Source organism: Nocardioides sp. NPDC057577 (assembly GCF_042801335.1).
Taxonomy (GTDB): domain Bacteria; phylum Actinomycetota; class Actinomycetes; order Propionibacteriales; family Nocardioidaceae; genus Nocardioides.
In genome coordinates this window covers 1-26,489 of the sequence record NZ_JBHVGB010000072.1, presented here as the reverse complement: position 1 = coordinate 26,489, position 26,489 = coordinate 1, and the positions used below count along the sequence as shown (strand labels likewise).

General features: G+C 69.6%; 25 protein-coding genes and 1 tRNA gene. 10 read left to right on the top strand and 16 right to left on the bottom strand.

Annotation, left to right across the window (positions count from 1 at the left end; all coding sequences use genetic code 11):
* Positions 1 to 98: 98 nt before the first annotated feature.
* On the top strand, positions 99 to 707 hold the full coding sequence (locus ACFU7D_RS15755; protein WP_378868569.1) for a DUF5134 domain-containing protein: 609 nt from the start codon (positions 99 to 101) through the stop codon (positions 705 to 707).
* 6 nt (positions 708 to 713) lie between these two features.
* Here the strand turns inward: ACFU7D_RS15755 and ACFU7D_RS15750 are convergent, their stop codons facing one another.
* From ACFU7D_RS15750 to ACFU7D_RS15715, 8 genes are all read right to left on the bottom strand, one after another.
* Complete coding sequence (locus tag ACFU7D_RS15750; protein ID WP_378868566.1) at positions 714 to 1,991, bottom strand: pyridoxal-phosphate dependent enzyme; 1,278 nt, start codon at positions 1,989 to 1,991, stop codon at positions 714 to 716.
* Between the two features lie 2 nt (positions 1,992 to 1,993).
* The gene (locus ACFU7D_RS15745) at positions 1,994 to 3,343 is read right to left on the bottom strand and encodes an alanine racemase (protein WP_378868563.1); all 1,350 of its coding nucleotides are present in this window, start codon (positions 3,341 to 3,343) and stop codon (positions 1,994 to 1,996) included.
* A complete protein-coding gene (locus ACFU7D_RS15740) occupies positions 3,340 to 4,554 on the bottom strand; it encodes a copper chaperone (protein ID WP_378868560.1) in 1,215 nt (404 codons plus the stop codon). The genes ACFU7D_RS15745 and ACFU7D_RS15740 overlap by 4 nt, the downstream gene beginning before the upstream one ends.
* A 3-nt stretch (positions 4,555 to 4,557) precedes the next feature.
* Positions 4,558 to 5,742, bottom strand: a complete 1,185-nt coding sequence (locus ACFU7D_RS15735; protein WP_378868557.1) for an aminotransferase class V-fold PLP-dependent enzyme — start codon at positions 5,740 to 5,742, stop codon at positions 4,558 to 4,560.
* Between the two features lie 18 nt (positions 5,743 to 5,760).
* Entirely contained in the window at positions 5,761 to 5,985 is a 225-nt protein-coding gene (locus ACFU7D_RS15730) for a heavy-metal-associated domain-containing protein (protein WP_091042103.1), read from the bottom strand.
* An 86-nt stretch (positions 5,986 to 6,071) separates the two neighbouring features.
* Positions 6,072 to 6,782 (bottom strand): GAP family protein, encoded by a 711-nt coding sequence (locus ACFU7D_RS15725; protein WP_378868554.1) that lies wholly within the window; start codon positions 6,780 to 6,782, stop codon positions 6,072 to 6,074.
* 58 nt (positions 6,783 to 6,840) lie between these two features.
* Positions 6,841 to 7,872, bottom strand: a complete 1,032-nt coding sequence (locus ACFU7D_RS15720; RefSeq protein ID WP_378868551.1) for a formylglycine-generating enzyme family protein — start codon at positions 7,870 to 7,872, stop codon at positions 6,841 to 6,843.
* A 107-nt stretch (positions 7,873 to 7,979) separates the two neighbouring features.
* Positions 7,980 to 8,126, bottom strand: coding sequence for a hypothetical protein (locus ACFU7D_RS15715; RefSeq protein ID WP_378868548.1), 147 nt, complete (start codon positions 8,124 to 8,126; stop codon positions 7,980 to 7,982).
* Between the two features lie 144 nt (positions 8,127 to 8,270).
* Here ACFU7D_RS15715 and ACFU7D_RS15710 point away from each other — a divergent pair, with 144 nt between their 5' ends.
* The 5 genes from ACFU7D_RS15710 (at position 8,271) to ACFU7D_RS15690 (ending at position 15,361) form a co-directional block, all read left to right on the top strand.
* Positions 8,271 to 9,362, top strand: a complete 1,092-nt coding sequence (locus ACFU7D_RS15710; protein WP_378868545.1) for a flavin-containing monooxygenase — start codon at positions 8,271 to 8,273, stop codon at positions 9,360 to 9,362.
* Positions 9,363 to 9,394: 32 nt separating this feature from the next.
* Positions 9,395 to 11,017 (top strand): LuxR C-terminal-related transcriptional regulator, encoded by a 1,623-nt coding sequence (locus tag ACFU7D_RS15705; protein ID WP_378868543.1) that lies wholly within the window; start codon positions 9,395 to 9,397, stop codon positions 11,015 to 11,017.
* A gap of 118 nt (positions 11,018 to 11,135) precedes the next feature.
* On the top strand, positions 11,136 to 11,819 hold the full coding sequence (locus ACFU7D_RS15700; RefSeq protein WP_378868540.1) for a hypothetical protein: 684 nt from the start codon (positions 11,136 to 11,138) through the stop codon (positions 11,817 to 11,819).
* Complete coding sequence (locus ACFU7D_RS15695) at positions 11,816 to 13,192, top strand: glutamate decarboxylase (RefSeq protein WP_378868537.1); 1,377 nt, start codon at positions 11,816 to 11,818, stop codon at positions 13,190 to 13,192. Before ACFU7D_RS15700 ends, ACFU7D_RS15695 begins: the two co-directional genes overlap by 4 nt.
* Before the next feature lie 96 nt (positions 13,193 to 13,288).
* The gene (locus ACFU7D_RS15690) at positions 13,289 to 15,361 is read left to right on the top strand and encodes a HelD family protein (protein ID WP_378868534.1); all 2,073 of its coding nucleotides are present in this window, start codon (positions 13,289 to 13,291) and stop codon (positions 15,359 to 15,361) included.
* 38 nt (positions 15,362 to 15,399) lie between these two features.
* Here ACFU7D_RS15690 and ACFU7D_RS15685 read toward each other — a convergent pair whose 3' ends face one another.
* The 6 genes from ACFU7D_RS15685 to ACFU7D_RS15660 form a co-directional block, all read right to left on the bottom strand.
* The gene (locus ACFU7D_RS15685) at positions 15,400 to 15,927 is read right to left on the bottom strand and encodes an RDD family protein (RefSeq protein ID WP_378868531.1); all 528 of its coding nucleotides are present in this window, start codon (positions 15,925 to 15,927) and stop codon (positions 15,400 to 15,402) included.
* Positions 15,924 to 16,403 (bottom strand): hypothetical protein, encoded by a 480-nt coding sequence (locus ACFU7D_RS15680; protein WP_378868528.1) that lies wholly within the window; start codon positions 16,401 to 16,403, stop codon positions 15,924 to 15,926. Before ACFU7D_RS15680 ends, ACFU7D_RS15685 begins: the two co-directional genes overlap by 4 nt.
* Positions 16,404 to 16,553: 150 nt before the next feature.
* On the bottom strand, positions 16,554 to 18,905 hold the full coding sequence (locus ACFU7D_RS15675; RefSeq protein ID WP_378868525.1) for an arylsulfatase: 2,352 nt from the start codon (positions 18,903 to 18,905) through the stop codon (positions 16,554 to 16,556).
* 234 nt (positions 18,906 to 19,139) lie between these two features.
* Positions 19,140 to 20,207, bottom strand: coding sequence for a hypothetical protein (locus tag ACFU7D_RS15670; protein ID WP_378868522.1), 1,068 nt, complete (start codon positions 20,205 to 20,207; stop codon positions 19,140 to 19,142).
* A gap of 628 nt (positions 20,208 to 20,835) precedes the next feature.
* A tRNA-Pro gene (locus ACFU7D_RS15665) sits at positions 20,836 to 20,909 on the bottom strand.
* A gap of 79 nt (positions 20,910 to 20,988) precedes the next feature.
* Complete coding sequence (locus ACFU7D_RS15660; RefSeq protein ID WP_378868519.1) at positions 20,989 to 21,708, bottom strand: FadR/GntR family transcriptional regulator; 720 nt, start codon at positions 21,706 to 21,708, stop codon at positions 20,989 to 20,991.
* A gap of 123 nt (positions 21,709 to 21,831) precedes the next feature.
* On the opposite strand from ACFU7D_RS15660, the gene ACFU7D_RS15655 reads away from it, so the two are divergent.
* From ACFU7D_RS15655 to ACFU7D_RS15645, 3 genes are all read left to right on the top strand, one after another.
* On the top strand, positions 21,832 to 22,350 hold the full coding sequence (locus ACFU7D_RS15655) for a gluconokinase (protein WP_378868572.1): 519 nt from the start codon (positions 21,832 to 21,834) through the stop codon (positions 22,348 to 22,350).
* Positions 22,347 to 23,744, top strand: coding sequence for a GntP family permease (locus tag ACFU7D_RS15650; protein ID WP_378868516.1), 1,398 nt, complete (start codon positions 22,347 to 22,349; stop codon positions 23,742 to 23,744). Before ACFU7D_RS15655 ends, ACFU7D_RS15650 begins: the two co-directional genes overlap by 4 nt.
* A gap of 240 nt (positions 23,745 to 23,984) precedes the next feature.
* A complete protein-coding gene (locus ACFU7D_RS15645; protein ID WP_378730402.1) occupies positions 23,985 to 24,419 on the top strand; it encodes a hypothetical protein in 435 nt (144 codons plus the stop codon).
* A 46-nt stretch (positions 24,420 to 24,465) separates the two neighbouring features.
* Here the strand turns inward: ACFU7D_RS15645 and ACFU7D_RS15640 are convergent, their stop codons facing one another.
* Both ACFU7D_RS15640 and ACFU7D_RS15635 read right to left on the bottom strand, forming a co-directional pair.
* Complete coding sequence (locus tag ACFU7D_RS15640) at positions 24,466 to 24,960, bottom strand: VOC family protein (protein WP_378730404.1); 495 nt, start codon at positions 24,958 to 24,960, stop codon at positions 24,466 to 24,468.
* A 25-nt stretch (positions 24,961 to 24,985) separates the two neighbouring features.
* Entirely contained in the window at positions 24,986 to 25,804 is an 819-nt protein-coding gene (locus tag ACFU7D_RS15635) for a maleylpyruvate isomerase family mycothiol-dependent enzyme (RefSeq protein WP_378868513.1), read from the bottom strand.
* 115 nt (positions 25,805 to 25,919) lie between these two features.
* Between ACFU7D_RS15635 and ACFU7D_RS15630 the strand changes: the two genes are divergently transcribed.
* Positions 25,920 to 26,405 (top strand): MarR family winged helix-turn-helix transcriptional regulator, encoded by a 486-nt coding sequence (locus ACFU7D_RS15630; protein ID WP_378868510.1) that lies wholly within the window; start codon positions 25,920 to 25,922, stop codon positions 26,403 to 26,405.
* The last annotated feature ends 84 nt before the right edge of the window (positions 26,406 to 26,489 follow it).

The following is a 26,489-nucleotide window of genomic DNA, read 5'->3' as shown; positions in this document are numbered from 1 at the left end:
TCACCGAGGTCACTCGGTCAGCATCTCCCCGCGACGCGAGCGACCCGATCTCGGAGACCAGCCCACCTTCGCCCCGTTGAAGCACTAGGTTTGATCGTATGGTCGAACCGCCGTGGGACCTTCTTCTGACCGGCGCGTTCGTGATCACCGGAACCCTGGGCGTCTGGACTCTGGTCGTCGGCCCCGAACGAACCGGCCCACCAAGACGGCCCCGCCTGGATGCGTACGCCGTCCTCCACGTCAACCACGCGGCGATGAGCGCCGCGATGATCGCGATGATCTGGGTGATCGCGTGGAGTGTCGCCGTCTGGGCACAGGTCGCGCTCTTCGCCCTCCTCGCTGTGGCACTGCTGCCCGCCCTACGAAGCGCGAGCGACCGGGCCCGCCGGGCCGATCTGGTCGGACATCTCGCCCTCAATGCGGCAATGATCTGGATGCTCACCGCGATGCCGCTCCTCATGGCGGGCACCCACGCCACGAGCACCGAGGGTCACGCGGGCCACGGCGGCGCGACGGCGGCCGCACCCGCCGGGCACACCCCCGGTTGGGCGGTCGTGGTCAACTCGATCTTCATCGCGGTCTGCCTCGCCGGCCTGCTCTGGTGGCTGCTGCGCGCTGCCGCGGTCCGTAGGCACCGCCTCCCCGCCGCGGCTCATGGTCTGATGGCTGCCGGGATGGGTGTGATGCTCGTCCTCATCCCTGTCTGACGAAGGTCAGACGCCCGCAAGCGCACGCCCGCTGTCGCGCCAGCCGAGGACGCCGCCCTCGAGGTTGTAGGCCGGACGGCCGGTCGCGGCGGCCCGGGCGGCGAATCGCGCCGACCGGTCCCCCGTCGGGCAGGCGAACACCACCCTGGACGCCTCGGAGAACGGCATCCCCGCCTCCATGACCTGCTCGAGCAGGTCGTCACGGAGATTGATCGCCCCCGGGATGTGGCCGGCCTGGAACGCCAGCGCCGTGCGTACGTCCACCACGACCACATGCTCGCCGGCGGCCGCCCACGCCTCGATGTCCTCCGGGGCCACCGACGGTGCCTCTTCCGCGGGCGCGGGGCTCGCCGCGCCGAACAGGTCCGGACGGCGGTGCCGGTAGTAGGAGAGGTACGGCTCCATGCGGTCGCACGCGATGACGACCGCCGTGACCGGACCCCCGGGCCCCGCCAGGAGCCGTTCCCGGGCGGCGGCATAGGCCGCCCCGGTGGTGGGGCCGGCGAGCACGCCGTGCCGGGTGGCGAGCTCGAGGCTCGCGGAGATCGCATCGGCCGAGTCGACCGCGGCGATGGCGTCGTAGAAGCCGGGCTCGAAGAGCCCGACCTCCCACATCTCGGCCGCCGAGCGGATGCCGGGGATGAAGTCCCCCTCCGCGGCGACGACGCCGACCACGGCGGTCTTCGGGTTCCGCTCGCGCAGGTAGGTCGCGGCCCCTCGGGTGGAGCCGGTGGTGCCGAGCCCGCCCACGAGCAGGTCGACCGAGCCGGCATCGCGGTAGATCTCGCGCCCGGTCTGCTCGTAGTGGGCGCGCAGGTTGTCCTCGTTGGTGTACTGCGAGGTGTGGTGGTAGCGGCCGGGCTCAGCCTCCATGAGGTCGCCGATCACCCCGAACACGTCGTTGGGAGCGGTCGGGTCGGGACACTCGGAGAGCCCTGGCATCTCGGTCACCTCGGTGCCCAGCAGCGACAGCATCTCGCGCACCTCGCGCACCCGGACCCGGTTGGTGAAGGCTCGAAACCCGACCCCGTGCATCGAGGCGATGATCTGGAGCGCTTTCGCGGTGTTGCCGCTCGATGCCTCCACGACGACCTGCTCCTCCTCGGCGATCTCGTCGATGTGGTCGCGCAGCAGCCCCCAGGCGACGCGGTCCTTGACCGAGCCGAACGGGTTCGCCGACTCCAGCTTCAGGAAGATCTCCGCTTCCGGGACGCCGTGCTTGGCTGGATCGAGCCGCAGCAGCGGGGTCTCGCCGATCATGTCGAGCACGCTGTCGTAACGCATGGTCAGCTCCCGTGGTGGTGATCGGCGACGAAGGCGAAGCGTCCGCCCTCCAGGACCGCCGCGACCTTCGGCGGCGGCGGATGCCCGCCGGCCGAGGACGCCGACAGGTCCATCTGATAGGCGGCGGTGTTGACGAACGCGAGTACGTCGCTGCTGCTCGGTTCGGACTCGAGGAACACCTTGCGGCGGCTCACCAGGTCCGACTCCAGGCACAGCCGGCCGGCGAGGAACACGCCCTCCGCCGGCGCCTCACCGCGCCCGTCGACGTGCACCGGGTCCAGCAGGACCTCCTGGTCGGCGGGGGTGACCTGGTTGCGGGACAGGTCGAGCACGACCAGGTCACGCCCGGCGGCGCGCTTGCGGTAGAGCACCGAGGCCAGGGTGATCCCGGCGTGGTCGACCAGGGCCTTGCCCGGTTCGATCCACAGCGTGAGCATGCATTCGCGCAGCACCTCGGCTACCGGTCGCCGCTCGATCTCGGCGGCCAGGAACCGCTCCAGCACCTCGGTGGTGGGGCGGTGGTTGGCGTACTTGTGGGAGATGCCGGGGTCGTGGCCGGGCCAGACCAGCTCCCCCGGCGCCGCGGCGGCGAGCGTCCGCGAGTACCGCTGGAACGGCTCGGGATCATCGACGAAGCGCTGGCGGAACCCACCGCCGATGTCGATCACCGAGGGCCGCAGGCCCTTGCGGTGCGCGGCGGCCACGACCGCCATCGACTCGGTCAGCGCGTCCACCCGGGCGGCCGGGTCGGCCGTGTCGAGGTGGAACGCGACACCGCGCAGGTGGAGCCCCGTAGCGCGGCGTACGGTCTCGAGGGCGGCATCGGCGTCGGCGAGATCGATGCCGAACCGGGTCTGCGGCACAGCCGGCGAGGCGAAGCCGGAGAGTCGCAGGAGGACCTGGACGGCGCCGCCGGCAGGCGCGGCAGCGGCGAGCCGGTCGAGCTCCCACAGGTCGTCGGCGTTGGCGGTGACCCCCAGCTCGGCGATCCGCTCGATGAACGCCGGCGACTTCGGACCGGTCGCCTCGATCCGGTCCGGCGCGAACCCCGCGGCCAGGGCCCGATCGAGCTCGGCCGCGGAGGCCACGTCGGCGCCGAGCCCGGCGGCGTACGCCTCGGCGAGGAACGCGGCCGAGGCATTCACCTTGTGCGCGTAGAAGATGTCGTACGGCACGCCGTGACGCCGCAGCACACCCGCGAGCGCAGCGGCGTTCTCGGCGATGACCTGGGGAAAGAGCACGTGGAGCGGGGACCCGAAACGTTCGATCGCCTCGCCCACCGCGGCGGAGTCGGCGAGGAAGCGGGCGGCGATCGGGTGCTGCGCGGCCGGCAGCGGTAGGCGTTGGCTCACCCGTCGGCCACCGTGTAGCCACAGTCGCGCAGGTCGGCGAAGATCCGGTCGCGCTGCCCGGCGTCGGTGAACCTGGCCCGGACCCGTTTCCCGTGCAGGTCCACCTCGATCAGCTCGGCCGCCTGGGCGTCGAAGACGGCGGTGATCGTCACCCGACAGTGCCGGCAGGTCATGTCCGGGACGCCGAACTCCTGCTCCCCCGCCGCGAAACCCAGGACCGAGGCGGACTCGGGGATCTCGGCGATCCGCACCGACGCGACCGCGGACCGGAACGCACCGGTGAGCGCCTCGGCGACGGCGGCGAGCGGCTGGACGCGCTGCCCGTCGACCTGATGGGCCCGCTGCCCGAGGCAGACGGGCCGCTCCCCCGACGGCAGCAGGGCGTACTGTCGTGAGATCTGGTCGAGCTCGACGTGGTAGCGCTGGATGGCGGCCCGCACCCCCAGGCCGTCCTCGCGGGCCCGGTCCATCACCTCGTGGGCATCGGTGATCGTGCGGCGCTTCATCTCGGCGAGCAGCGCGACGGTGTCCGCGGTGTAGCGCAGCCGGCCGCCGGAACCCTCCAGGCGCGCGGGGATCATGCCCCTGCGGTAGGTGGAGGCCTGCAGCTCCCAGAACCAGGTCGAGGCGACCGCGCCGTAGAGCCCTGAGTCGCACATCGCCTCGGCGAACTCGACCGGGTCCTCGATCCCGACCTGTCCGGCGAGCATGCCGTGCTGGACGAGTGCGCGGCCGGCGGCCTCGGCTCCGACGCGGAAGATCTCTGCGGGCTCCTGGTCCGTGCTCGTGTCGGCCAGGACGTCGAGCGCGTCGTCGTCGAGCGCGTCCGAACGAGCGGTGACGGGATCGGCGCCGGCGATCGCCTCACCCACCGCGATCACGGCCTCCCGGGCCGCGATCGGCAGCACCGGGCCGAGCGGCCCCGGTCCGATGTGGCCGCTGTTCGCGATGCCGTGGGAGTCGCGCCAGGTGATGCGGTGCGTGGCGCTGACGACCTGGTCCGGTCCGCACGGACGCATGTAGGACTCGAGGTAGCGCCGCTGTCCGGTGGTCAGCGATCCTCCGGGTTCCGGGCTGAGCTCCTCGACGCGGTAGTCGACCGAGACCTCGGCCACTGCCGGGGTCGGGCCGGCCAGGAAGTCGGCTCCTGCGACCTCGGCCAGGATGCGGGCCGCGGCGGCGCGGTCGTACCGGATGCCTTCGTTCTGCACGTGTCAGTCCCTTTCGGCAGCGGCGGCGAGGCCCTGCAGGAGTCGGTCGACGTCGTTCTCGTCGTTGTACAGGTGGAAGCTCACCCGGACCGCGTCCTCCCGCGGCCCGTCCAGACAGTGGTCGCCGGCACGTACGTACACGCCGCGGCGTTCGAGGGCGAAGGCCACATCGGCGCCCGCCCGGCCGTCGAGGGCGAAGGCGGCGATGCCGCTGTGCGGTCGGCCCGACTCGACCGGCGGCCCGAGGAGAGTGACGCCTCCGATCCGGGAGGCGCCGTCGGCGAACCGGGCGGCCAGGGTGGCCAGATGGCCGCCGACGCGGTCGAGACCGATGGTGTCGAGGAACGCGGTCGCACCCGCGAGCCCCGCGGCACCGGCCCCGTCGAGGCTGCCCTCCTCGGCGGCATCGGTGAGCGGCGAGACATGTCGCGCCGGCCCGCTCCGCGCGGCCACCCGGTCGACCGCGATCCGATGATGCTGCCCACGGCGTACGTAGGCCGTGCCGGTGCCGGGAGGCCCGAACATCTTGTGGCCCGAGACGACGGCGAGCTCGGCGCGGGAGCCGGCCAGGCGCAGAGGCAGTCGCCCCGCGCTCTGCGAGCAGTCGAGGCAGACCGTCGCGGCCGGCGGGATCGCCAGCGCGTCCAGGTCGGTCCGAGTGCCGTGGAGGTTGTGGACCTCGGTGGCGACGACGATCGCGGTGCGGTCGCTCGCGGCGCGGGCGAAGTCGCCGGGATCGATGCGCCCCAGACGGTCGCGGCGGTACGCCACCGCCCGGACGCCTTGGTGACGCATCTGTTCGGCGAGCCGGAGCCACGGCCGCACCGTCGAGAGGTGGTCGCCGGGGCAGTAGAGGATGTCGCCGCCGTTCGCGAGCGCCGCAGGTCCCCAGCGGTCGGCGAGGAACGCCATCGCGCCGGTGGCGCCGCGGGTGAAGGCGACCTCGTCGGGGAACGAGGCACCGAGGAACGCGGCGACGGCGGCGCGGGCGTCCTCGAAGCGGCGCAGCGCGTCCCGGGCCCACGGGTGTCCGCCCCTGCCGGGGTTGGCGGCGGGCCCGCGCAGCTCGGCGGTGAGCTGGGCGATGACCGGTTCGGGGCAGGGGGTGCCGGACGCGGCGTCAAGGTAGACGAGGTCGGGTTCGGCGGTGAGGGCCGGAAAGTGCTGACGGGAGCCGAGGCCGGGCACGGACGACTCCTCGGCCGGTCAGGTTTCGCGGGCGATCGTGAATCCGGCCTTGGCGAGCGTGGATCTGACGACCCTCGGTTCGAGCGGTCCTGCGGCGGTGACGCGGGCGCTGGACACGGCTCCCGGGTTCAGGTCGACCACGACCCCCTCGACCCCGTCCAGGCCACCGAGAGCGCTCGTCACGGTCTCGACACAGCGGTGACAGGTCATTCCATCGATGCGCACTTCGAACTGAACCGACATGAAACTGCCCTTCAGTAGGACTTCGGTGGTCGCCCAAAAATATCACCGAACGTCCGGCCACGAGGTCGGTTCGCGTCGGTCGGCGCTCAGCCCATGATCTGTGCGAGCCCACGACCGAAGAACAGCAGGCCGAAGGCGAGGAGCACGACGATCCCGATGACGTGGTTGTGGGTGATGAGCCACTTCGTCGCGGACCGGAGCCATCCGCGCCCACGCTCGCCGGCAGCCACGAACACGAGCATGGGGACCACGAAGTCGATCATGCTCGCCGCCAGCAGCAGCGCGATGCCGCTGAGCTGCGCGCTGAGTCTCACGTCGGCAGTGACCACGATGGCCAGCCCGGAGGCCAGGATGGCCACGTTGGGGTTCACGATCGCCAGCAGCAGCCCCGCGCCGAGCACCAGGCCGACGGACGGGTCACGTAGTCCAGAGACCCAGCCGGGCTCTTCCGGGCTCGCCCGGTGCGTCGCACGCGCCGCGAGGGCGCCCGCGGCAGCCTGCCGCAGGCGCGGCCGGAGCCACGACACCACCGCCAGGACGAGGAAGGCGACGCCGACGGCGATGCTCATCCAGCCGCGAATCGTCGACGGGTCGTCGCTGGCGGCGTCGGCCGCCCGCCCCACCGCGAGCGCGGCGAGCGACAGCACCCCGTAGACAGCCAGGAAGGGCACCGCCAGCAAGGCGACGTTGCGGTACGGGTGCGGTGACCCGAGCAGGATCAGGCAGGCGACGACCGCGGCCGGTGTGACTGCCAGCCCGACCATCTCCGGCAGCAGCTGCCCGGCGAGTTCCCACATACGCACAACCTCGCCACCCGCCCCGCTCCCGTCCTCACCCCTTCCGGGGGAACCGGGTTCAATCGCCTGTGCGTACGACGCAGCGGAACCCGACGTGCGACGTCGTGTCACGCACGCCGTGCCCTTGACGGGCGGCGGGCCGGTAGCGGCGGCAGTAGTGCGGCGAGCACAGGTGCGACCCGCCCTTCGTCACCATCCGGTCGGTCTCCTTGACCGTGTCGGCGCCGGTGCCGGGGCGTTGGCTGCCGCCGCAGCAGGAGGGCGCGGCGACGTCGACCTGCCGCGAGGGCGCGCCCGCCCCGGCCCGGCCGTGAGGTGGGGCGATGAGGTCACGATGGTCGGGCGTCCAGGGAGTGCGGGTCCATTCCCACACGTTGCCGACCATGTCGTAGAGGCCGTGCCCGTTCGGCGGGTAGGAGGCGACCGGGCTGGTGCGGTCGTGGCCGTGGGTGTCGTCACTGCGCCACGGCCACTGCCCCTGCCACGTGTTCGCCATCAGGCGCCCGTCCGGGGAGAGCTCGTCACCCCATGCGTAGTCGGCGCCGACGAGGCCGCCGCGGGCGGCGTGCTCCCACTCGGCCTCGGTGGGAAGTTCCTTGCCGGCCCAGCGGACGTACGCCAGGGCGTCCTCCCAACCGACATGCACGACCGGGTGGTCCGGGATCTCGGTCCAGTCCGCGACCTGGCGTCCGGGACGGCTCCCCACGTCGGTCGCGGGTCCGTCCGGGTGCCGCCATTGGGCGCCGGGCTGCCAACGCCACCAACGGGTCCAGTCGTGCAACGGCACCGGACCCGGCGCCTGGGTGAACACCTGCGAACCCGGCACCAGGAGCGCCGGGTCGGCGCCGGGGAAGTCGGCCGGGTCGAGCTCGCGTTCGGCGATGGTGACGTACCCGGAGTCCTCGACGAAGGCCGCGAACTGCGCGTTGGTCACCGGCTGCGGATCCCACCACACGTCACCGACGGCGACCTCGACCGCCGGGCGTTCCTCGGGATAGAAGCGATCGCTGCCCAGCAGATCCAGCCCGCCGGGGACGAGCACCTGCCCGGCCCTGGCGGTCGGTGGGGTCGGGACCTGATGCGAGCCCATCTCTCAGCGTCCTCCGATAGAAGTGGGGTGACCGGTTGCCGAGCCTAGGAACCGGACGCTCTGCGGCGCACCACCCGAGAAGGGTGAGGCATCCGGACGGACGAGGATCAGTCGCCGTCCCCGCCACCGTCGACCGCGTCACCGCCACCTTCGGGACCGGGCGGGACCTCCTTCTCGAGCTGGTAGGCGATCGTCTCCTCCAGCGGCACCGACGGCGGGAGCTTGCTGAAGTCTTCCGGGGGCTGTCTCGTCATCCCCCGAGTATCGCCCCGGCTCAGCGCTCCGTGCTCGGAATTCCTGGCAGCTCCCCCATGGGTAGATCGACCCACTACCCAGCGCAGGCGAATGCGCCGTTCGACCGACGCGGAGCCGCGAGGTGCGGACCTAGCGTCACCTGTATGGACACCACACACATCGAGACGATCATCATCGGCGCCGGCCAGGCGGGCCTGGCGACCGGCTTCCACCTGCGGCGTCGCGGCCGCCCGTTCGTGATCATCGACGCGAACGCACGGGTCGGCGACAACTGGCGGCGGCAGTGGGACTCGCTCCGGCTCTACTCCCCTGCCAAGTACGACTCCCTGCCGGGCATGGCGTTCCCGGCGAAGAGGTGGTCGTTCCCCGGAAAGGACGAGGTCGCCGACTATCTGGAGACGTACGCCCGCACCTTCGAGTTTCCGATGCGGCTCGAGACCCGGGTCAGCGGGCTCGAGCGGGACGGTGACGGCTTCCGGGTGACCACCGACCGCGGCACCTGGACCTGCGACAACGTCGTGGTGGCGACCGGCTCCTTCGGCCGTACGCCGAACGTCCCGGCGATCTCGGCGCAGCTGGACCCCTCGATCCTGCAGCTCCACTCCAGCGAGTACCGCCGCCCCGGGCAGCTGCGCGACGGGCCGGTGCTCGTCGTCGGCGCCAGCCACTCCGGCTGCGACATCGCCTTCGAGGTCGCCGAGTCCCGGCCGACGATCCTGGCCGGCCGCGACTGCGGCCAGATCCCGCCGCGCCTGGAGTCGCCGGTGATGCACGTGATCTTCCCCGTCCTGCTCTTCGCCTGGCGCCACGTGATCACCCGGCGTACGCCGATCGGGCGCAAGGAGATGCCCGAGATCCGCCGCCACGGCGGGCCGATGCTCCGGGTGAAGCGCTCCGACCTGGCCGACCGTGGCGTCGAGCGGGTCACCTCGAGGATCGAGGAGGTCCGCGACGGGCTGCCCGTGGTCGAGGGCACGCCGCGCGAGGTGGCCAACGTCGTGTGGGCCACCGGCTTCCGGCAGGCCTTCGGCTGGATCGACCTGCCGGTGCTCGACGAGGACGGCTGGCCGCGGGAGATGCGCGGCGTGGTGGCCGAGGCCGACGGGCTGTTCTTCTGCGGCCTCAGCTTCCAGTACGCCTTCAGCTCGATGCTCCTCGCCGGTGCCGGGCGCGACGCGGCCCTGGTCGCCGACCGCGTCGTCTCCCGGATGCGACAGGCCGCTCTCGCCGCCTGATCCGAGTACGCTCTCCTGTGGAGGTGCCTGCCGTGGCCGACGTCCAGCTGGAGAGCGCTCGGTCAGCCTTCGCGTGCGGTGACTGGGGTGCGGCGTACGCCTCCTGGGCGGGTGTCGGCGCCGACTCGCTCTCGGCCGAGGAGCTCGAGGACTTCGCCGTCGCCGCCGAGCTGACCGGACACCACGACGACACCGTCGCCGCCCTGCACGCGGCCTTCCGCCTGAGCCAGGAGGCCGCCGACCTCGGTCGCTCGGTCCGCTGCGCGTTCCGGATCACGATGACCGCGTACGTCCACGGCGAGGGCGCGCTCGCCCGCGGCTGGACCTCACGGGCCGAGCGCCTCGTCGACGACGTCGACGACGGCGTCGAGCTCGGCTGGGTCGACTTCCTACGGCTCTTCCGCGCGCTCGACGCCGGCGACTTCGCCACGGCCGGCCGGTGCGCCGACGCGGTGGCCGAGCGCGGCCGGCGCTACGGCGAGGCCGACCTCACCGCGCTGGGGCTCAGCGCCCAGGGCCGGATGGCGCTCTACTCCGGACGGGTCGCGCAGGGCCTCGCCCTGCTCGATGAGGCGATGGTCCGGGTGATCGCGGGCGAGGCCTCCCCGGTCGTGGCCGGACACGTCTACTGCACCGCGATCGAGGGCTGCCAGGAGATCAGCGACTTCGGCCGGGTGGCGGAGTGGACCGCGGCCCTCGAACGCTGGTGCGCCGCCCAGCCCGGGCTGTTGACGTTCACCGGCCAGTGCGCCGTCCACCGCGGGCAGCTGCTGCGGCTGCACGGCGAGTGGCAACCGGCCCTGGAGGAGTTCGAGCTCGCGACCCGGCGCTACCAGGAGGTGCACGCACCGGACGCGGCCGGGCTCGCGGCGTACGAGGCGGGCGAGGTGCTCCGGCTGCGCGGCGAGCACGCCGAGGCCGACGCCGCCTATGAGCGCGCGGCCGACCGGGGCTTCGACCCGCAACCCGGCCTCGCTCTGCTCTGGTCCGCCCGCGGCCAGGGCGCGGCGGCGCTCGCCGCCATCGAGCGGCTGCTGGTGGAGACCGCTGGTCCCGTGCAGCGATGCCGGCTCCTGCCCGCCGCCGTCGAGGTGCTGCTCGGTGCCGACGAGGGCGACCGGGCCCGGCAGGTCACGGCCGAGCTGGACGGGTTGGCCGGACACTTCGGCTGTGTCTGGCTCGAGGCAGCGGCGGCGCACGCGCACGGCGCGGTCGAGCTGGCCACGGGCGACGCCGCCGGTGCGCTCCCCTACCTGCGCAAGGCCCAGCAGCTGTGGGCGCGGGCCGAAGCGACCTACGAACGGAGCCAGGCTCGGCTGCTGACCGGGCGCGCCCTGGCCGCCGTCGGCGACACCGAGTCGTCCCGGCGCGAGCTCGAGGCGGCGCGTACGGTCTTTCGCCACATCGGCGCCCGGCCCGCCGCCGACGAGGCCGACAGCCTCCTCGCTCCCGCCTCCCTGCCCGCCGGCCTCACCGCCCGGGAGGCCGAGGTCCTCCGCCTGGTCGCCTCCGGCCGCAGCAACGCCCAGATCGCCGCGGACCTGGTCCTCAGCGAGAAGACCGTCGCCCGTCATCTCTCCAACATCTTCACCAAGCTCGACGTCCGCTCCCGAACCGCCGCGACCGCTTTCGCCTTCGAGCACGGCGTGGTCTGACCCGGGCGTCTCCGACTGTCGGTGTGGGCAGCCCTCATCTCACCCGGGCCGGATGAAGACGTCGCGACCTGGCGCGCCGAGGATGACGGAGCGTAGGAAGAGGGAGGAAGTCGCCGCCATGGACCAGGTACTGACACGTCGGTCGACCCGGCTCAACCTCGGTGCCGCGGTCGCCTTCGTTCTCGGTGGCTCGTTGTTCGCGCTCGGGGCGGCTCTCGCCCAGCTCGACGTGGTCAGCCTGCCGGTCGTCAACGTCACCTACCTGGTCGGGGGCTGCTTCTTCACGCTCGGTGGCTACGTCTCGATCCTGCTCGCCGACGACGACACCGCCCCCCACACCGATGAGCGCAGGCGCCGGTGGCGCCTCCGGCAGCGCCGGCGCAGCTGGCTCAGCGCGTTCGTGCTGTTCGTGGGGACACTGTTCTTCGCCGTCAGCCTGGTCGCCGCCTTCGCCGCAGGCCTCACGCCGCGTCAGTCCGACGGGTGGATCTGGTTGCCGGACATGACCGGCTGTGTCTGCTTCCTGGCCTCCGGTCACCTGGCGATGCTCGACGTGGGCGAGGGGCACGTCCGGATCCTGCCCCATCTGATCGGCTGGTGGGTCGTCGCGGTCAACCAGCTCGGGTCGGTGCTCTTCTTCCTCGCCGGCATCGCCGCCTTCATCCGGCCGGCGACATCGAGCGCGGTCAATACCGGGCTCGTGAACTGGGGGACGTTCGCCGGCGCAGTGTGCTTCGCGGTCGGCGGGTTCATCCAAGCATTCGACACACCCACGACGACAAGAACGGTGGTTCAGCCATGACACGACCCAGCGACACAGACGCCGAAGCGCTCTACGGCAACCGGTTCCTGACCGAGGCGGCCCCGTCGACCGCCTTCCCGGAGAGCGGAATGCGGCCGGTCGAGGCGATGCGCCTGATCGGCGAGGATCTGGTGATGGAGGGTGACCCGCAACGCAACCTCGCGACGTTCGTGACCACGTGGATGGAGCCGGAGGCGCAGCGGATCATCGCCGAGAACCTGCACCGCAACTTCATCGACCACGCGGAGTACCCGATCTCCGCCGAGATCGAGCAGCGCTGCGTACGGATGCTCGCCGACCTCTACCACGCCCCCGGCGAGACGACCGGCTGTCGCACTCAGGGCTCGTCCGAGGCGATCATGCTCGGTGCCCTGTCCCTGAAGTGGAAGTGGAAGCAGCACCGGGAGGCCGCGAACGCCTCGGTGGACCGCCCCAACCTGGTGTTCGGCGGCGACGTCCACGTCGTGTGGGAGAAGTTCTGCCGCTACTTCGACGTCGAGCCGCGGATCGTCCCGCTCGGGGAGGCGAAGTACACCATCGGCCCTGATGAGGTGGCGCCGCATCTCGATGAGAACACCATCGGCGTGGTGGGTGTGCTGGGCACGACGTTCACGGGGCACATGGACGACATCGTCGGGATCAACCAGCTGCTGCTCGAGGTCAAGAAGGAGAAGGGTCTGGACATCCCGCTGCACGTGGACGCGGCCAGCGGCGGCTTCGTGTGGCCGTTCCTCTACCCCGACTCCCCGTGGGACTTCCGCCTCGAGCAGGTCCGCTCGATCAACGTCTCCGGACACAAGTACGGCCTGGTCTACCCCGGCATCGGCTGGCTGGTGTTCCGCGAGAAGTCCGACCTGGCCGAGGAGCTCGTGTTCTACGAGAACTACCTCGGCAAGACCGACGCGACGTTCACCCTGAACTTCTCGACGGGTGCGGCGATGGTGCTGGCGCAGTACTACAACTTCATCCGGCTGGGTCGCGACGGCTACACGTACGTGATGAGGCAGATGCAGCAGAACGCCAAAGCCCTGGCGAAGAACCTCCGCGACAGCGGCCGGTTCGAGGTGATCGGCGACGACCTCGAGCAGCTCCCGCTCGTGGCCTTCCGGCTCACCGGCGACCGCACGACCTACGACGAGTCCGACATCGCCTGGCAGCTCTCGGCCGAGCGCGGCTGGATGGTGCCGGCGTACACGCTGCCGCCCCACGCGGAGAACGTGAAGATCATGCGTGCGCTGGTCAAGGAGACGATGAGTCGCGAGCAGGTCGAGCGCCTCACCCGTGACCTTGCCGACGCCTGCGCGACGCTGGACGAGAAGGGTGGCGCCCATCCCTCCGAGCGGGAGCAGGTCAAGCAAGGGACCGGGTACTGAACCTGGGGCGGAGGCCACGGATCCGGCCAAAGATCAACGTTGTCTTTACCCGAGCTGCCACCCATAGTTGACCTCCGTCAACGGAAGGCGGGGCACGTGGGTGAGCAGTTCGGCAGGGTCGGTCAGGTCGGCGAGGAGCAGCGGTCGATCGACGCGATGCACACGCTTCTCGAGGCTGAGGTGAGCATCAGGCGCGCAGCGCAGGAGCGGGCGATCGCGGCGCCCGTCGACGGTCCTGCCGAGCGATATGCCAGAGAGCTCGAGGTCGCCCAGCTGACCGAGAGCATCAGGCACCTGCGTGCGGCGGAGCACGCGCTGTGCTTCGGTCGGATCGACCGTTCCGCCGGCGGAGAGTCCCTGCACATCGGTCGGATCGGACTGCGCTCGGAGGCCGGCGATCCGCTGCTCATCGACTGGCGGGCCGATGCCGCGCGACCGTTCTACGCCGCGACGATGGCCGCCCCGATGGGCATGCGCAGGCGTCGACACCTACGCCTCGACGGGCGCAAGGTCCTCGACGTCAACGACGAGATCCTCGACGGTACGACTCCGACGGCTGGGGACCTCGTGGGCGACAGCCCGCTCGTGGCCGCACTGAGCACGGCCAGGACCGGGCGCATGCACGAGGCGGCGGCGACCCTTCAGGCCGAGCAGGACGAGATCGTACGGTCTCCCCATCGCGGGGTCATGGTCGTCGACGGCGGCCCGGGCACGGGCAAGACCATCGTCGCGCTGCACCGCGCGGCGTACGTGCTGTACGCGTTCCCGGCGATCGCCGACCGCGGTGTGCTCGTCTTCGGACCGAACCAGCGGTTCCTCACCTACATCTCCGAGGTGCTCCCGTCGCTCGGCGAGAACGACGTGAAGCTGGCGACGATGCGGGATCTGGTGGGCATCGAGGCGACATGCGGCGAGCCGGACCACATCGCCCGGATCAAGGGACGCTCGGCGCTCGCCGACGGCCTCTCGCGCCTGGTGCGGAACCATCAGCCTCATGGCGTACCGCTGGAGCTGAAGACCACCCACGACACGGTGACGCTCGATCCGGCTGTCGTCGATGCCGCTCGACGCCAGGCCCTGCAGGACGACATCGGTCACAACCGCGCCCGATCGCTCTTCACCGAGTATGTCGTCGATGACCTGGTCAACGAGCTGGAACGGCGCACCACGAAGGAGATGTCCGACTTCGAGGACGAGCTCGAGGCGCTCCTGGGTATCGACCTCGACAGGTTCGCGGGCCTCGAGCAACCCGACGGCAGCGAGGCGTCCGGGGACGAGCTGGACATCGACTGGGACAGCATCCGCGAGGAACTCCTCGAGGACCCGAGCATCGATCGAGCGATCGCACAGGTCTGGCCCCGGCTCGTCGCCGAGGATCTCGTCCGCGAGCTCTTGAACAGCCGCAACGTGCTCGCCGCCGTTCTTCCCGAGGTCGCGGCGGACGACCTCGCCCTCCTCGGCGCCGACCGCCTCGCCCAGTGGAGCAGTGCGGATCTGGCCCTCGTGGACGAGGCGCGCGCGCTCGTCGACGGCACCCCGGAGTCTAGCTTTGGACACATCGTCGTGGACGAGGCCCAGCAGCTCTCCGAGATGGAGTGGCGGGCACTGATGCGCCGCTGTCCGAGCCGGTCGATGACCGTCGTCGGCGATCTCGCGCAAGCCGGCCCGTCGACCACCGTCCGGTCGTGGGAGGAGGCCCTGGAGCCGTACGTCGACGAGCGGTTCGCTCACCACCGGCTGTCCGTCAACTACCGCACCACGACCGAGATCCTGCTCGCCACCGAGCCGCTGCTGGCCGAGATCGCCCCGGATCAGCAGCTCTCCAGGTCGATCCGGCACGGAGAGCAGCCGAGCATCCTCGACGTGAGCGCGGAGAACCTCTCCTCCACCCTGAGCACCCTGATCACCGAGATCGCCGACGAGCACCCCGGCGAGCTGATCGGAGTCATCGCCACCACCCAGCGGTCCATCGTGATGGAGGCCGATGCGCGTGGCGCCGGCGCGACCATCGTCGCCGCACCCGAGGCTCCTGGGCTGGAGTTCGACACGGTGATCATCGTCGACCCCGCAGGTATTCGAGCCGCCGGCGACGCCGGCCGGCGCGATCTGTACGTCGCTCAGACCCGAGCGACGAAACGCCTCTTCAGCCTGGAGCTACGAGGCGCATGACGACCGGTCGCGATTCCCTGGCCACCCCACGGGCGTCGTCAGCGCTGCGGTGAGTCCGACTGGGCGCGGTTGAGGAAGTCCGAGAGTGGTCCCGGCATCTCAGCGCTCCGGTCCCCCCAGTCGTAGACAACACAGGTCTTGGCGATCAAGTCGTGGAAAGCACGATGTTCACGCTGGAACACGATCAGGAGCAGGCCGATCCCGAAGAACATCACGCTGAGGGGAAACACCAGCGTCCTGACGAAGACGGTGCGCACCCCTGGGGCAGTGCCGTCGGAGCGTACGACGCGCAGCCCCGCCAGGCCCTTCCCGATCGTCCGGCCGGTGATGGCGAGGCTGATGAAGACGTAGGAGAAGGCCCAGATCGCGAAGGCAGCGAGTCCGAGTAGCGACGAGCGGTCGTCGGTGATCGACATGGACGTGAACGTCGCGAGCAAGAAGCCGAACCCGGCAACGCCCAGCGTGTAGAGCCCAGCGATGAGGAGGCCGTCGATGGCAGCAGCAGCCGCCCTGCTGATCGCTCCCGCATAGTGTCCGGACACCGAGCGGCGCGCCGGGCGGGTCATCGCACTGCCGTTCCTGGGTCGGGCGCCTCTCCTCGCGCCGCAACCAGGCTGAGCGGCCCTTCCCGCCGGTCGTCCTCGCTCCGTCGCATCAGCCGGTCCACGATCCGGTCGACGATGACGTCGAGCCCGACCAACTGTCGCCGGGCGACGTCGAGGGCTGAACCAGCCATCGAGTAGGTGCTCTCCGCGACGATGTCGGGGATGCCGGAGCGGCGTACGAGCGCCTCGACGTCGAGGTCCTTCAGCAGGGCGTCGAGGTCTACGTCGGCGAGGAGCGCGTTGAGGTCGACCCGTGCGAGTAACGCATCCATGTCGACCCGCGCCAGGACCGCGTCGAGGTCCACCCGGCTGAGCAGCGCGTTGACGTCGACGTGTTCCAGGACGATATCGGGGTCGACGGTGTCGACGACTTTTCCCGTCACCGCTCCGGCGACCCGGCCGAGGAGCCTCTTGCCGCTCTGCCGATCCTCGGTCATGACGTCGCCGGCTCGGACACGCGTGCGCGCAAGATTCGCATCCTGGGTTCCGTCTCCTCCGGCCGTGGATCAGTTGGAAGCCTAAAGCCGTCTGATCTGTCTCTCATCACCCCGGACGGGTGATCCAGCGGTCCCACAGTGGCCGTGACCTCAGTCCATCTTGGTCGCGAGCTCGAGTCGGTCCATGCCGGTCGGCTCCTCGAACTCGCCGAAGTCGAAGGTGACCGAGTCGATGGTGCCGGTGAACGGGAACTGCCCGCGGTCCTGGTAGTCCGGGCAGACCGGCGAGCGGCTGTCCAAGCCGACGTCGAAGCACTCGGTGCCGGTACGCAGCGGGATCTGTCGCTCGACGGTGGTCCGCGCGACCTGCGTGCCGTCGATGAACAGCGTCACCGAGGCCGGCACTCCGGGCTTCGGCTCGTCCGGCTCGAAGTCGAATACGACCGTGTGGTCCCCGGGCGTGAGGGCCTCAGGCGAGATCGCGTCGTAGCGTTGCAGGCCGAAGTAGTTGTAGTGGTAGCGGATCTTGCCCTCCCAGGCGAAGAGAGCGAACCCGCCGGCGTCGCCGCCAAGCGCGAAGATGACGCCCTCGGCACCACCGTCAGGGACGGTGACCTTGGCAGTGACCTGCATGGGCACGCCGATGAACTTCGGTCCGGATCCCTCGGGCTGTCGCACCATGCCGGCGTACAGGGTCACCTTCTTGCGTCCGTAGTAGTAGCTGGGTCGAAGCGTGACGTCGAGACGCTCGGCGAAGCGGTCGTCGAGGGGCAGGATGTTGTACCTGGCGGCCTCGGCCAGGAACATGTCCTGCAGCTCCTTGACCTTCTCCGGGTGCTGGTCGGCGAGGTCGATCGCCTCACTGAAGTCGTCACGGATGTTGTAGAGCTCCCAGACGTCGTCGTCCCAGGAGAACGTCCCGGACGTCTCCCAGGGCAGTCGGCCGTGGCGTACGCACGCGATCCAGCCGTCGTGGTACATCGCCCGGTTGCCCATCATCTCGAAGTACTGCGTCTCGTGCCGTCCCGGTGCGTCGGCCTCGGCGAACGTGTAGGCGAAGCTCGTGCCCTCGATCGGTCGCTGGGCGACGCCGTTGACCTCGACCGGTTCTCGGATCCCGATGACCTCCAGGAGCGTCGGCATCACGTCGATCACGTGGTGGAACTGGGAGCGGACCTCACCACGTCCGGCGATCCGCTCGGGCCACGACACGAGCATGCTGTTGCGGGTCCCCCCGAAGTGGGAGGCGATCTGCTTGGTCCACTGGAACGGCGTGTCGCCGGCGTGCGCCCAGCCGGCGGCGTAGTGCGGTGAGGTTCCGGGCATACCCCAGGTGTCCAGGAAGCTCAGCGCCTCCTCCATGGTGGGCTGCTGGCCGTTGAGGCTCATGATCTCGTTGGGGGTGCCGACGAGCGAGCCCTCTCCGGACGACCCGTTGTCGCCGAGGATGTAGATCACGATGGTGTTGTCGAGCTCGCCCAGCTCCTCGTACGCGTCGAGGACTCGACCGACCTCGTAGTCGGTGTGCTCGAGGAAGTCGGCGTAGTTCTCGGCCTGCCGGCTGAACAACGCCTGGTGCTCGGCCGGCTGGCTGTCCCACGACGGGATCTCGTCCGGACGCTCGGTGAGTCGGGTGCCCTCGGGGATGATGCCCATGCGGAGCTGGTTCTCGTGGACCTGGACCCGGTACTCGTCCCAGCCCATGTCGAAGCGTCCCGCGTTGCGACCGCGCCAGTCCAGCGGCGGTTGATGCGGGGCGTGAGCGGCACCGGTCGAGAAGTAGGTGAGCACCGGACGATCGGGCGCGATCGTCTTCTGCTCCCGCAGCCACGAGATGCAGTCGTCCGCAAGGTCCCGCTGCAGCTGGTAGCCGTCCTCTGGGCGCCCAGGTGCTTCCACGGCGGTGGTGTTGCGGATCAGCGACGGATAGAACTGGTCGGTCTCGCCGGAGATGAAGCCATAGAAGTAGTCGAAGCCCTGACCGATCGGCCAGTTGTCGAACGGCCCGGCCGGGCTCGTCTGGTTGTCCGGGACATTGTGGTTCTTGCCCCACCACCCACACATGTACCCGGCCTGCTTCAACAGCTCGCTGACCGTCGCACAGCTCTTCGGGATGATGCCCGAGTAGCCCGGATAGCCGGTGGCCATCTCCTGGATCACCCCTGTGGCCACCGAGTGGTGGTTACGCCCGGTGAGCATGGCAGCCCTGGTCGGAGCGCACAGCGCCGTCGTATGGAACTGGTTGTAGAACAGACCTTGAGCGTGGATCCGCTCGGCCGTCGGCATCCGCACCAGGCCACCGTTGACGCTCGGCCAGCCGAACCCGACATCATCGAGCAGGACCAGGAGGATGTTCGGAGCGCCCTCCGGGGCCTCCTTCGTCGGCGGGAAGTCCGGCTCGGAGTCCGCGGCGTACGTCGTGATCCTCGCGTTCGGGAACCGCCACTCCGGCTCCGGGAGGTGATTCCGGTCCTGGCGGATCGGGAACTCGTCAGCTGCCATACGCCGAGGCTGTCCCGGGCGCCTTCCCGATCGCCTCCCCCGCTCCGGGTGAACCCGGCTCTACGCTCCGAGCCGTGACCGGGCGCACGCGGGGTCAGGTGGTCGAGAAAACGTAGGATCGGGATCGTTGGAGGGGCCACAGGGATGCCAGCAGGGTCGAACATCACGAGGCTCGAATTGATTGAAGCGGCCCCTGACGAATCCAGAAGACGATGATGCCCGACCACACATTGCCTAGCGACTCAGCTGCTTGATCAACTCTGCCGGCGTACCTTCGACCTCGTCACTGATCGGGTCCTGCCCTTCGATCGACATCTCCAGCCGGCTGACGCCGACCCGCTCCGCGTCCTGTGCGACGGTGAGGAGGTCGGCTTCCGCCTTGACTGTCAGCACCAGCCAGGTGTCGGTCCCACCGCCGATGTAGGTAACGCTTGCGATCGGCGAACGCTTCAGCTCTTCGAGCACCGCAACCTCACCTTCGACTTCCTCGATGGTGCCCATCACAAGGAGGAATCCCTTTGAAGGCACGTCGGCGACCGACACGAAGAGCTCGTTCGGGTTCACGAGCTTCGCCTGCGCCGCTAGAGCTGACCTGTTGGCATCGACCGTGTCTGCCAAGGGAACATCGAAGATGAGTTGGATCTGGTTCGGCTTCTCATTGATGCCGCCGACCTGCACCGACGTGCCGTCGTAGGCGCTCCAGTCCGGCAGGCTTTCGAGGTCTGTCACGACACTGCCGATCAGGCTCGCGTCGAGCTTGTCCATCCCTACCAGAACATGAAATCCTCCTGGCGCCTCGACCGAGAGCGTGCCGTAACGAGTCGCATGTTCCCCCAGCGCCTTCAGCACGGTGATGGTGACTCCCATCGGGTCCTCAACGCCCTTGAGCGACACCCGGAACGCGTCATCGATCCTTCCCACACCAAACGGCTTGATCTCATCAGAGGTGTATTGATCAAGGCCCAACCCTGCTAACTCCACGAACGCGGCAACGGCCTCGTCGGGCAGTTGATGCCGCGCCACGTCTGAGCCCACGACTACGCCGTTGCTCGTCAGATCCCAGCCACCCAGCCTGGTCGCGAGACCGCCGTCGTCGTCCCACTCGGCGATCCGATCGGCGACCGGCTTCAGGTCGCTTTCCTTGACGTCAGAGAACTCCACCCGCCGGTCATCGACATCGACCTTCTCGACTCCGGCCATCTTCAGGAGGTCTTTCTCCAAGGCCGCGTCCCGATCAAACGGCCCGCATCCCGATAGACCCAGCACCAAGCCTGCGACCCCAACCCCGAGCATGAGTCTCATCCGTGTCCCCGATCCGAGTACGTTGTTCGATCACTTCTGGTGTGCCCGCGCAAAACAGTGCCACGCCACCGCCCCCGCGGGGCGCCACCGCGCGCCTTCACCCTGACTGCAACCCAAGATCGCCGTGATTGGAACGTCGCCCCTACGTGAGCAGGCAAGTTCCTCAGCCTGTCGAGCGCGACGGCTGCCGGGCTGCCGGAGTCCGTTAGCGTCCTCGAAGTCCCGCACCTGCGGCCGTCGCTGACCCGCCTCACCCCATCGACATCAGATCCCACACACCTCATGCACTCGGGGGCGCGACCAGGTTCGTCCACTGCCCAGTGATGAGGTTGCACTTGAACGTCGTGATGGGGACCTCGGCGGGGACCTGTCCACCTGGCCAGCGATCAGTCCGGCACCTTGGCAACGTCTCCATACGTGGTCCAGCGCCCCGACCCGCCACGATCAGACACTTGGTGGTGACGTCATCTCGCTCCTTGCGAAGGGATGGGTCCGTTGCGCCTCCCCAGGCCGCTCACTCCGTACAACATCCGAGAGGCGATCCGACAGGAATCCGATTTGGTGGCAGACAGCCAAGAACAAAACCGGCTCCGACCTGTCTATCCAGGTCGGAGCCGGTTTGTTTCGGTCGGGCTGACAGGATTTGAACCTGCGGCCCCTTGACCCCCAGTCAAGTGCGCTACCAAGCTGCGCCACAGCCCGAAAACCGCGAGTGAATTTCTCCCCTCGAAGCGCTCCGAACATTACCGCACGGCGTCACAGAGCCTCCAATCGGTGTCCCCTACGGCGGGTCGTCGGCGGAGGCGAGGGCGTCGGCGGCTTCGTCGATGATGGCGCGCATGGCTTCCTCGGCGCCCGAGGGGTCGCCGTTGCGGACGGCGATCGCCACCTTCTCGTGCAGCTCGATGGCGGTCGGGTTCGGTGTATCGGGCATCAGGTGGTGGTGCGTACGTCCGGCGAGGAGCTCGGCGACGAGATCGCCGAACGCGGCGAGCATGTCGTTGCCGCAGGCGTTGAGCAGGACTCGGTGGAAGGCCGTGTCGGCCTCGAGATAGGCCTCCAGATCACCGGAAGCTGCATGGACGACCATGTCGGCGACGGATCGGGCGAGGTCGCCGTGGTGCTGCGGCTCGGCGCGTTCGGCGGCGAGCCGGGCGGCGATCGGCTCGAACCCGCGGCGCAGCTCGGAGAGTGACAGCAGCTGCTCGCGCCGGCCGTCACCGTCGAGGCGCCAGCGGATGACGAGCGGGTCGAAGACGTTCCACTGCTGCCGCGGGAGGACGGTGATGCCCACACGTCGCCGGGTCGCGACCAGGCCCATCGCCTGGAGCACGCGCACCGCCTCCCGCGCCACCGGGCGCGAGACGTCGTACGTCGCCTGGATGCCCTCCAACGTCAGGACGGCTCCGGTCGGCAGCTCTGCCGAGACGATCTGGCGCCCGAGCGCGTCACGAACGCTCTGGTGCAGTCGGTGTACGGCCTCACCGCTCGAACTCGTCACAGCGGCATAGTCGCACAGTCCGAGCGCGCTGTAATCAGAATCCGTTATGACACGTCGCCTTGCCAAACGGATGCCTTTTAATGCACCCTGTGACGCGTGACACAGAACCCTCTCCTCGTCGTCATGGGAGTCTCCGGCTCCGGCAAGTCGACCGTCGGCGCTGCGATCGCCCAGCGCCTCCGGGTCCCCTTCGCCGACGCCGACGACTTCCACCCGCCGGAGAACATCGCCAAGATGGCCTCGGGCCGCGCGCTGAACGACCACGACCGGCAACCGTGGCTGGAGACGCTCGGTGGCTGGCTCACAGAGCACGAGCAGACCGGCGCGGTGCTGAGCTGCTCGGCGCTCAAGCGCAGCTACCGCGATCTGCTCCACAGCCGCACCCGCGGGCTCCGGCTGCTCCACCTCAGCGGCACCCCGGAGGTGGTCGAGGCACGCCTCGCCGCCCGCGCGGGTCACTTCATGCCGCCATCGCTGCTGCGCTCGCAGTTCGCGACCCTCGAGCCCCTCGCCCCCGACGAGCAGGGCACGACGATCGACATCGACCAGGACATCGATGCGATCGTCGAGCGCTACCTCACCACCGAGAACCTCACCACCGAGAACCCCACCCCCAACCTGATCTCCAAGGAGTCGGCATGATCCTCCTCGCCGCGCCAGAGCCGGTCGCACCGGTCGCCTCCGGCGGCGTACTCCTCGCCGCCGCACTGGCCTCGATCGCCCTGATCGTCGTCCTCATCACCTACGTCAAGCTGCACCCGTTCCTCGCGCTCCTGCTCGGCGGCGTCGCGGTCGGTGTGCTGGCGGGGCGCAACGTGATGGACGTGATCACCTCCTTCGGGGAAGGCTTCGGCGCGACCGCGACCAGCGTCGGCCTGCTGATCGCGCTGGGCGCGATGTTCGCCAAGCTTCTCGCCGACTCCGGCGGTGCCGACCAGATCGTCGACACGATCGTGGGCAGGTCCTCGGTTCGTACGCTGCCGTGGGCGATGGCGCTCGTCGGCGCGATCATCGGCCTGCCGATGTTCTTCGAGATCGGCCTCGTGCTGCTGATGCCGGTGATCTACCTGGTCGCCCGTCGCGCGCAGGTCTCGCTGATCACCGTCGGCATCCCGACCCTCGCCGGCCTCTCGGCGATGCACGGCCTGGTGCCGCCGCACCCGGGTCCGCTGGCAGCGATCGGCGCCCTCGACGCCGACCTCGGCACGACGCTCGCGCTCGGTGTACTGGTCGCGATCCCGGTCATCGTCGTCAGCGGCCCGCTGTTCGGCCGGCTCGCTGGCGGCTGGGTCGTCGTCGAGGCTCCGCACACCTACGACGCCACGCCTGTGGGCGGCCCGGGAGCCGCTACGGCCACCGACATCCGCCGCCCGTCGTTCGGCGTCACCCTGTTCAGCGTCCTGCTGCCGCTCGTGCTGATGCTCGCCAAGGCGATCGTCGACATCGTCATCAACGACCCCGAGAACCAGGTCCAGCAGATCTTCGACGTGATCGGCTCCCCGCTCGTCGCGCTGACCATCGCGGTCATCGTCGCCATGTTCACACTCGGCCGCGGGTCCGGGATGGACCGCCGCCAGATCGCCAAGACCGTCGAGATGTCGTTGCCGCCGATCGCGGGCATCGTGCTCATCGTGGCCGCCGGTGGCGGGTTCAAGCAGTCGCTGATCGACACCGGCATCGGCACCCAGCTCGCCGACTGGGCCCAGGGCTCCGGCATCTCCGCGATCCTGCTCGCCTGGGTCCTCGCGGTGCTCATCCGCCTCGCCACCGGTTCCGCGACCGTCGCCACGATCACCGCCTCGTCGCTGGTGGTCGACCTCGTCGCCAACATGCCCACCGCCGAGGTCTCGCTCGTCGTGCTCGCGGTCGGCGCTGGCTCGGTCTTCTTCTCCCACGTCAACGACGCCGGGTTCTGGCTGGTCAAGGAGTACTTCGGCCTCGACGTCGTCCAGACGATCAAGTCCTGGTCGCTGATGGAGACGGTGCTCTCCGTGTCCGGTCTGGTGTTCGTACTGGCGCTGAGCATGGTGATCTGACACCCGCACTCACGAAACTGTCGGTGCTGTCCGACAGAATCACTCCTGACACATGGATCACACCCACCACAGGAGCTCACCGTGTCGGACTTCCCCCTTGAATCCAACACAGCCCCATCCGAGACAGCACCATCCGAAATAGCACCAGCCGGCAAGCTCGACCCGATCTCGCGCAAGGGCACCCCTGCCCATCGCACGAAATCCAAGCGGGAGGGCGCCGGGCGGCGCCAGGGGATGCCGGTGCAGGCGATCAGCCTCTCCGTGCCGGCATCCCTGGCCGCGCAGTGGAAGACCTACAGCCAGGAGGTCCCGCGCTCGCTGGTCGACGTCATGCTCGACGCCGTCACCGCGACCCGCCCCCGGCTGCCGGTCCTCCTCCGGGCCCACCAGGCAGCGCTGCGCGAGAAGACCAGGCCCGTCTCCGACGGCACCTTCATGCGCACCGTCCCACAGCCGAAACGGCTCGAGGACCCGTACGTCACGATGCCCCTGCGCCTGCTGGCGACGAACGTCGACGTGCTGGATGCCATGGTCCACGAGATGGCCGCGGAGTCCCGCTCACAGCTGGTCGTCGTGGCGCTGACGGCGTGGCTGGCCGACCGGCGGGCCGAGGAGCAGGTCTATGCCGAGCAGCTCGAGCTCGAGGTGCCCGAGGACCCGTTCGACCGTCCCTGAGCGCGGCCGGGACGGGCGGAGGTCCGTCCCGGCCGCGCCGGTGAGATCAGAGCACCTTGGTGCCGTACATCTCCCCCAGCGGGTCGCCGAGGAGCTCGAGCCGCTCGCCGTCGGGTCCCTTGAAGTAGATCGACGTCTTCGACTCGACCATGTAGTCGACCCCCGCGTCGTCGAGCTTGGCGCGCAGGTAGTCCCACTTCTCCGAGGTCACCGAGATCGCGATGTGGTGCAGCCCGCCGAGCACCTCGGCGTACGGGCCCAGGTCGAGCCCGGGAAGCGTGAAGAAGGCCAGCAGGTTGCCCGCCCCGACGTCGAAGAAGAAGTGGTCGGAGCCGGCGTAGTCGCGGTTCTCGAAGATCTCGGTCAGCGGGAACTCCAGGAGCCCCTGGTAGAAGTCGATCGATCTGCGTACGTCCGAGGAGAGCAGCGCGGCGTGGTGGATGCCGCGGGCCGTGCTGGCCGGGCGGGCGCCCTCCTCGCGGAGGTACTCCTTCTTGATCCGCTCACGGTCCTTCGTGATGAAGTCCATGTCGATGCTCATCGTGCTCTCCTCATGCCATGACTCTTCAGATCCTGTAGAAGCTCGACAGGAACTCTGCGGCGACCGTTGTGTCGCCGTTGACGGTGCCGGCGTTGATCCGGCCGTAGGCGGTCAGCACGAAGCTGGCCGGGTCGAAATCGATGACGGTCTCCACGCCCTCGAGCGAGCCGGGCTCCTGCTGGAGGCCCTCGGCGCCGAGCGTCATCCTGATGCCTCCGGCGTGGGCGCCGGAGGTGATGTTGATGCCGACCTCGATCGGCTTCTCCGCGGGCGTACGCGCGACGGTGTTGGCCCACAGGATGTTGCACAGCGGGATCAGCATGTCGGCGGAGTCGGCGGCCAGCGCGTGCGGCCTGCCGAGTCCCTCGCGGATGTCCCAGCTGTGGAGCGTGTAGTCGACCAGCGCGAAGACCGGGTAGAACGCCGCCGGGAGCTGGCCCATGTACTTGTGCGGGACCTGGAGGCCCATCCACTCCTCGGCGCTGAGACCCTCGAAGATCTCCAGCTCCCGGGCCAGCGCCGTCCGCAGCCGCTCGATCAGCTCGACGCGCGGAACTGCCTCGAGCTGGCGGGCACCCGCGTCGACGTGGACGGCCATGTCGGTGAGCGGCACCGGGGCGGGCCCCTCGCCCTTGCCTGCGGCGGCGTCGAAGCCGACGAAGTAGGTCTCGGTGGTGTCGACCAGGTGGCCGATGACGTTCGCGGCGGTCCACTCCCCCGCGGCGGTCGGGCCGCCCCAGGCCTCGTCGGTGGCGACGAGTGCGAACATTCCTTCCGCCTCGCGGCGGACGAGGTCCAGCAGGGTCTCCTTGCTGGATGCATCCATGAAGTTCCACGTGCTCATCAGTGGGATCCTCTCTGGCCGCGGCTCTGCGACCAGTCTAGTTTCTGCGTCAACAGTTGTCCTTCGCGGGCGGTGGTGCTGAGCGCACCGAATCCGACTCGGTAAGGTGTACCTCATGGATGAGGTCAAGTGGCTCAGTAACGACGAGCAGGTCGCGTGGCGTGCCTGGCTCGCCGTCAACGCACAGCTCACCTCGCGGATGAACCGCGACCTCCAGGCCAAGAACGGCCTCTCCCTCGCCGACTACGACGTCCTGGTCAACCTGACCGACGTCCCGGACCGCTCGCTGCGGATGTACGAGCTCGGCGACAAGCTGCAGTGGGAGAAGAGCCGGCTCTCACGCCAGGTGATGCGGATGGCCGCGCGCGGCCTCGTCGAGCGCCGCGAGTGCCTCGATGACCGGCGTGGTGCCTTCGTCGACCTCACCCCGGCCGGGCTCGAGGCCATCCGGGCCGCCGCTCCCGAGCACGTGACGCTGATCCGTCAGGTCATGTTCGACGCCTTCACCCCCGAGGAGGTCGCCATCCTGACCAAGCTCTACGACGGCGTGCTGGAGCGCCTCGAGGTCAAGCCCGTCGCGGCCGACGGCTCCGCCGCCTAGCCCGACCCCAGGATGTACGTCAGGCCCGCAGGTCACCAACGGTGACCGCCGCGCCCGCGGCTTGGGCTGCGCGCGCGTGACCCC

Excerpts from the sequence above, each read along its gene's own strand:
- ACFU7D_RS15635 (WP_378868513.1), bottom strand. The coding sequence starts at position 25,804 with ATGAGCACGTGGAACTTCATGGATGCATCCAGCAAGGAGACCCTGCTG.
- ACFU7D_RS15650 (WP_378868516.1), top strand. The coding sequence starts at position 22,347 with ATGATCCTCCTCGCCGCGCCAGAGCCGGTCGCACCGGTCGCCTCCGGC.
- ACFU7D_RS15670 (WP_378868522.1), bottom strand. The coding sequence starts at position 20,207 with ATGAGACTCATGCTCGGGGTTGGGGTCGCAGGCTTGGTGCTGGGTCTA.
- ACFU7D_RS15640 (WP_378730404.1), bottom strand. The coding sequence starts at position 24,960 with ATGAGCATCGACATGGACTTCATCACGAAGGACCGTGAGCGGATCAAG.
- ACFU7D_RS15730 (WP_091042103.1), bottom strand. The coding sequence starts at position 5,985 with ATGTCGGTTCAGTTCGAAGTGCGCATCGATGGAATGACCTGTCACCGC.
- ACFU7D_RS15680 (WP_378868528.1), bottom strand. The coding sequence starts at position 16,403 with ATGACCGAGGATCGGCAGAGCGGCAAGAGGCTCCTCGGCCGGGTCGCC.
- ACFU7D_RS15710 (WP_378868545.1), top strand. The coding sequence starts at position 8,271 with ATGGACACCACACACATCGAGACGATCATCATCGGCGCCGGCCAGGCG.
- ACFU7D_RS15655 (WP_378868572.1), top strand. The coding sequence starts at position 21,832 with ATGGGAGTCTCCGGCTCCGGCAAGTCGACCGTCGGCGCTGCGATCGCC.
- ACFU7D_RS15715 (WP_378868548.1), bottom strand. The coding sequence starts at position 8,126 with ATGACGAGACAGCCCCCGGAAGACTTCAGCAAGCTCCCGCCGTCGGTG.
- ACFU7D_RS15675 (WP_378868525.1), bottom strand. The coding sequence starts at position 18,905 with ATGGCAGCTGACGAGTTCCCGATCCGCCAGGACCGGAATCACCTCCCG.
- ACFU7D_RS15750 (WP_378868566.1), bottom strand. The coding sequence starts at position 1,991 with ATGCGTTACGACAGCGTGCTCGACATGATCGGCGAGACCCCGCTGCTG.
- ACFU7D_RS15700 (WP_378868540.1), top strand. The coding sequence starts at position 11,136 with ATGGACCAGGTACTGACACGTCGGTCGACCCGGCTCAACCTCGGTGCC.
- ACFU7D_RS15725 (WP_378868554.1), bottom strand. The coding sequence starts at position 6,782 with ATGTGGGAACTCGCCGGGCAGCTGCTGCCGGAGATGGTCGGGCTGGCA.
- ACFU7D_RS15695 (WP_378868537.1), top strand. The coding sequence starts at position 11,816 with ATGACACGACCCAGCGACACAGACGCCGAAGCGCTCTACGGCAACCGG.
- ACFU7D_RS15720 (WP_378868551.1), bottom strand. The coding sequence starts at position 7,872 with ATGGGCTCGCATCAGGTCCCGACCCCACCGACCGCCAGGGCCGGGCAG.
- ACFU7D_RS15755 (WP_378868569.1), top strand. The coding sequence starts at position 99 with ATGGTCGAACCGCCGTGGGACCTTCTTCTGACCGGCGCGTTCGTGATC.
- ACFU7D_RS15630 (WP_378868510.1), top strand. The coding sequence starts at position 25,920 with ATGGATGAGGTCAAGTGGCTCAGTAACGACGAGCAGGTCGCGTGGCGT.
- ACFU7D_RS15685 (WP_378868531.1), bottom strand. The coding sequence starts at position 15,927 with ATGACCCGCCCGGCGCGCCGCTCGGTGTCCGGACACTATGCGGGAGCG.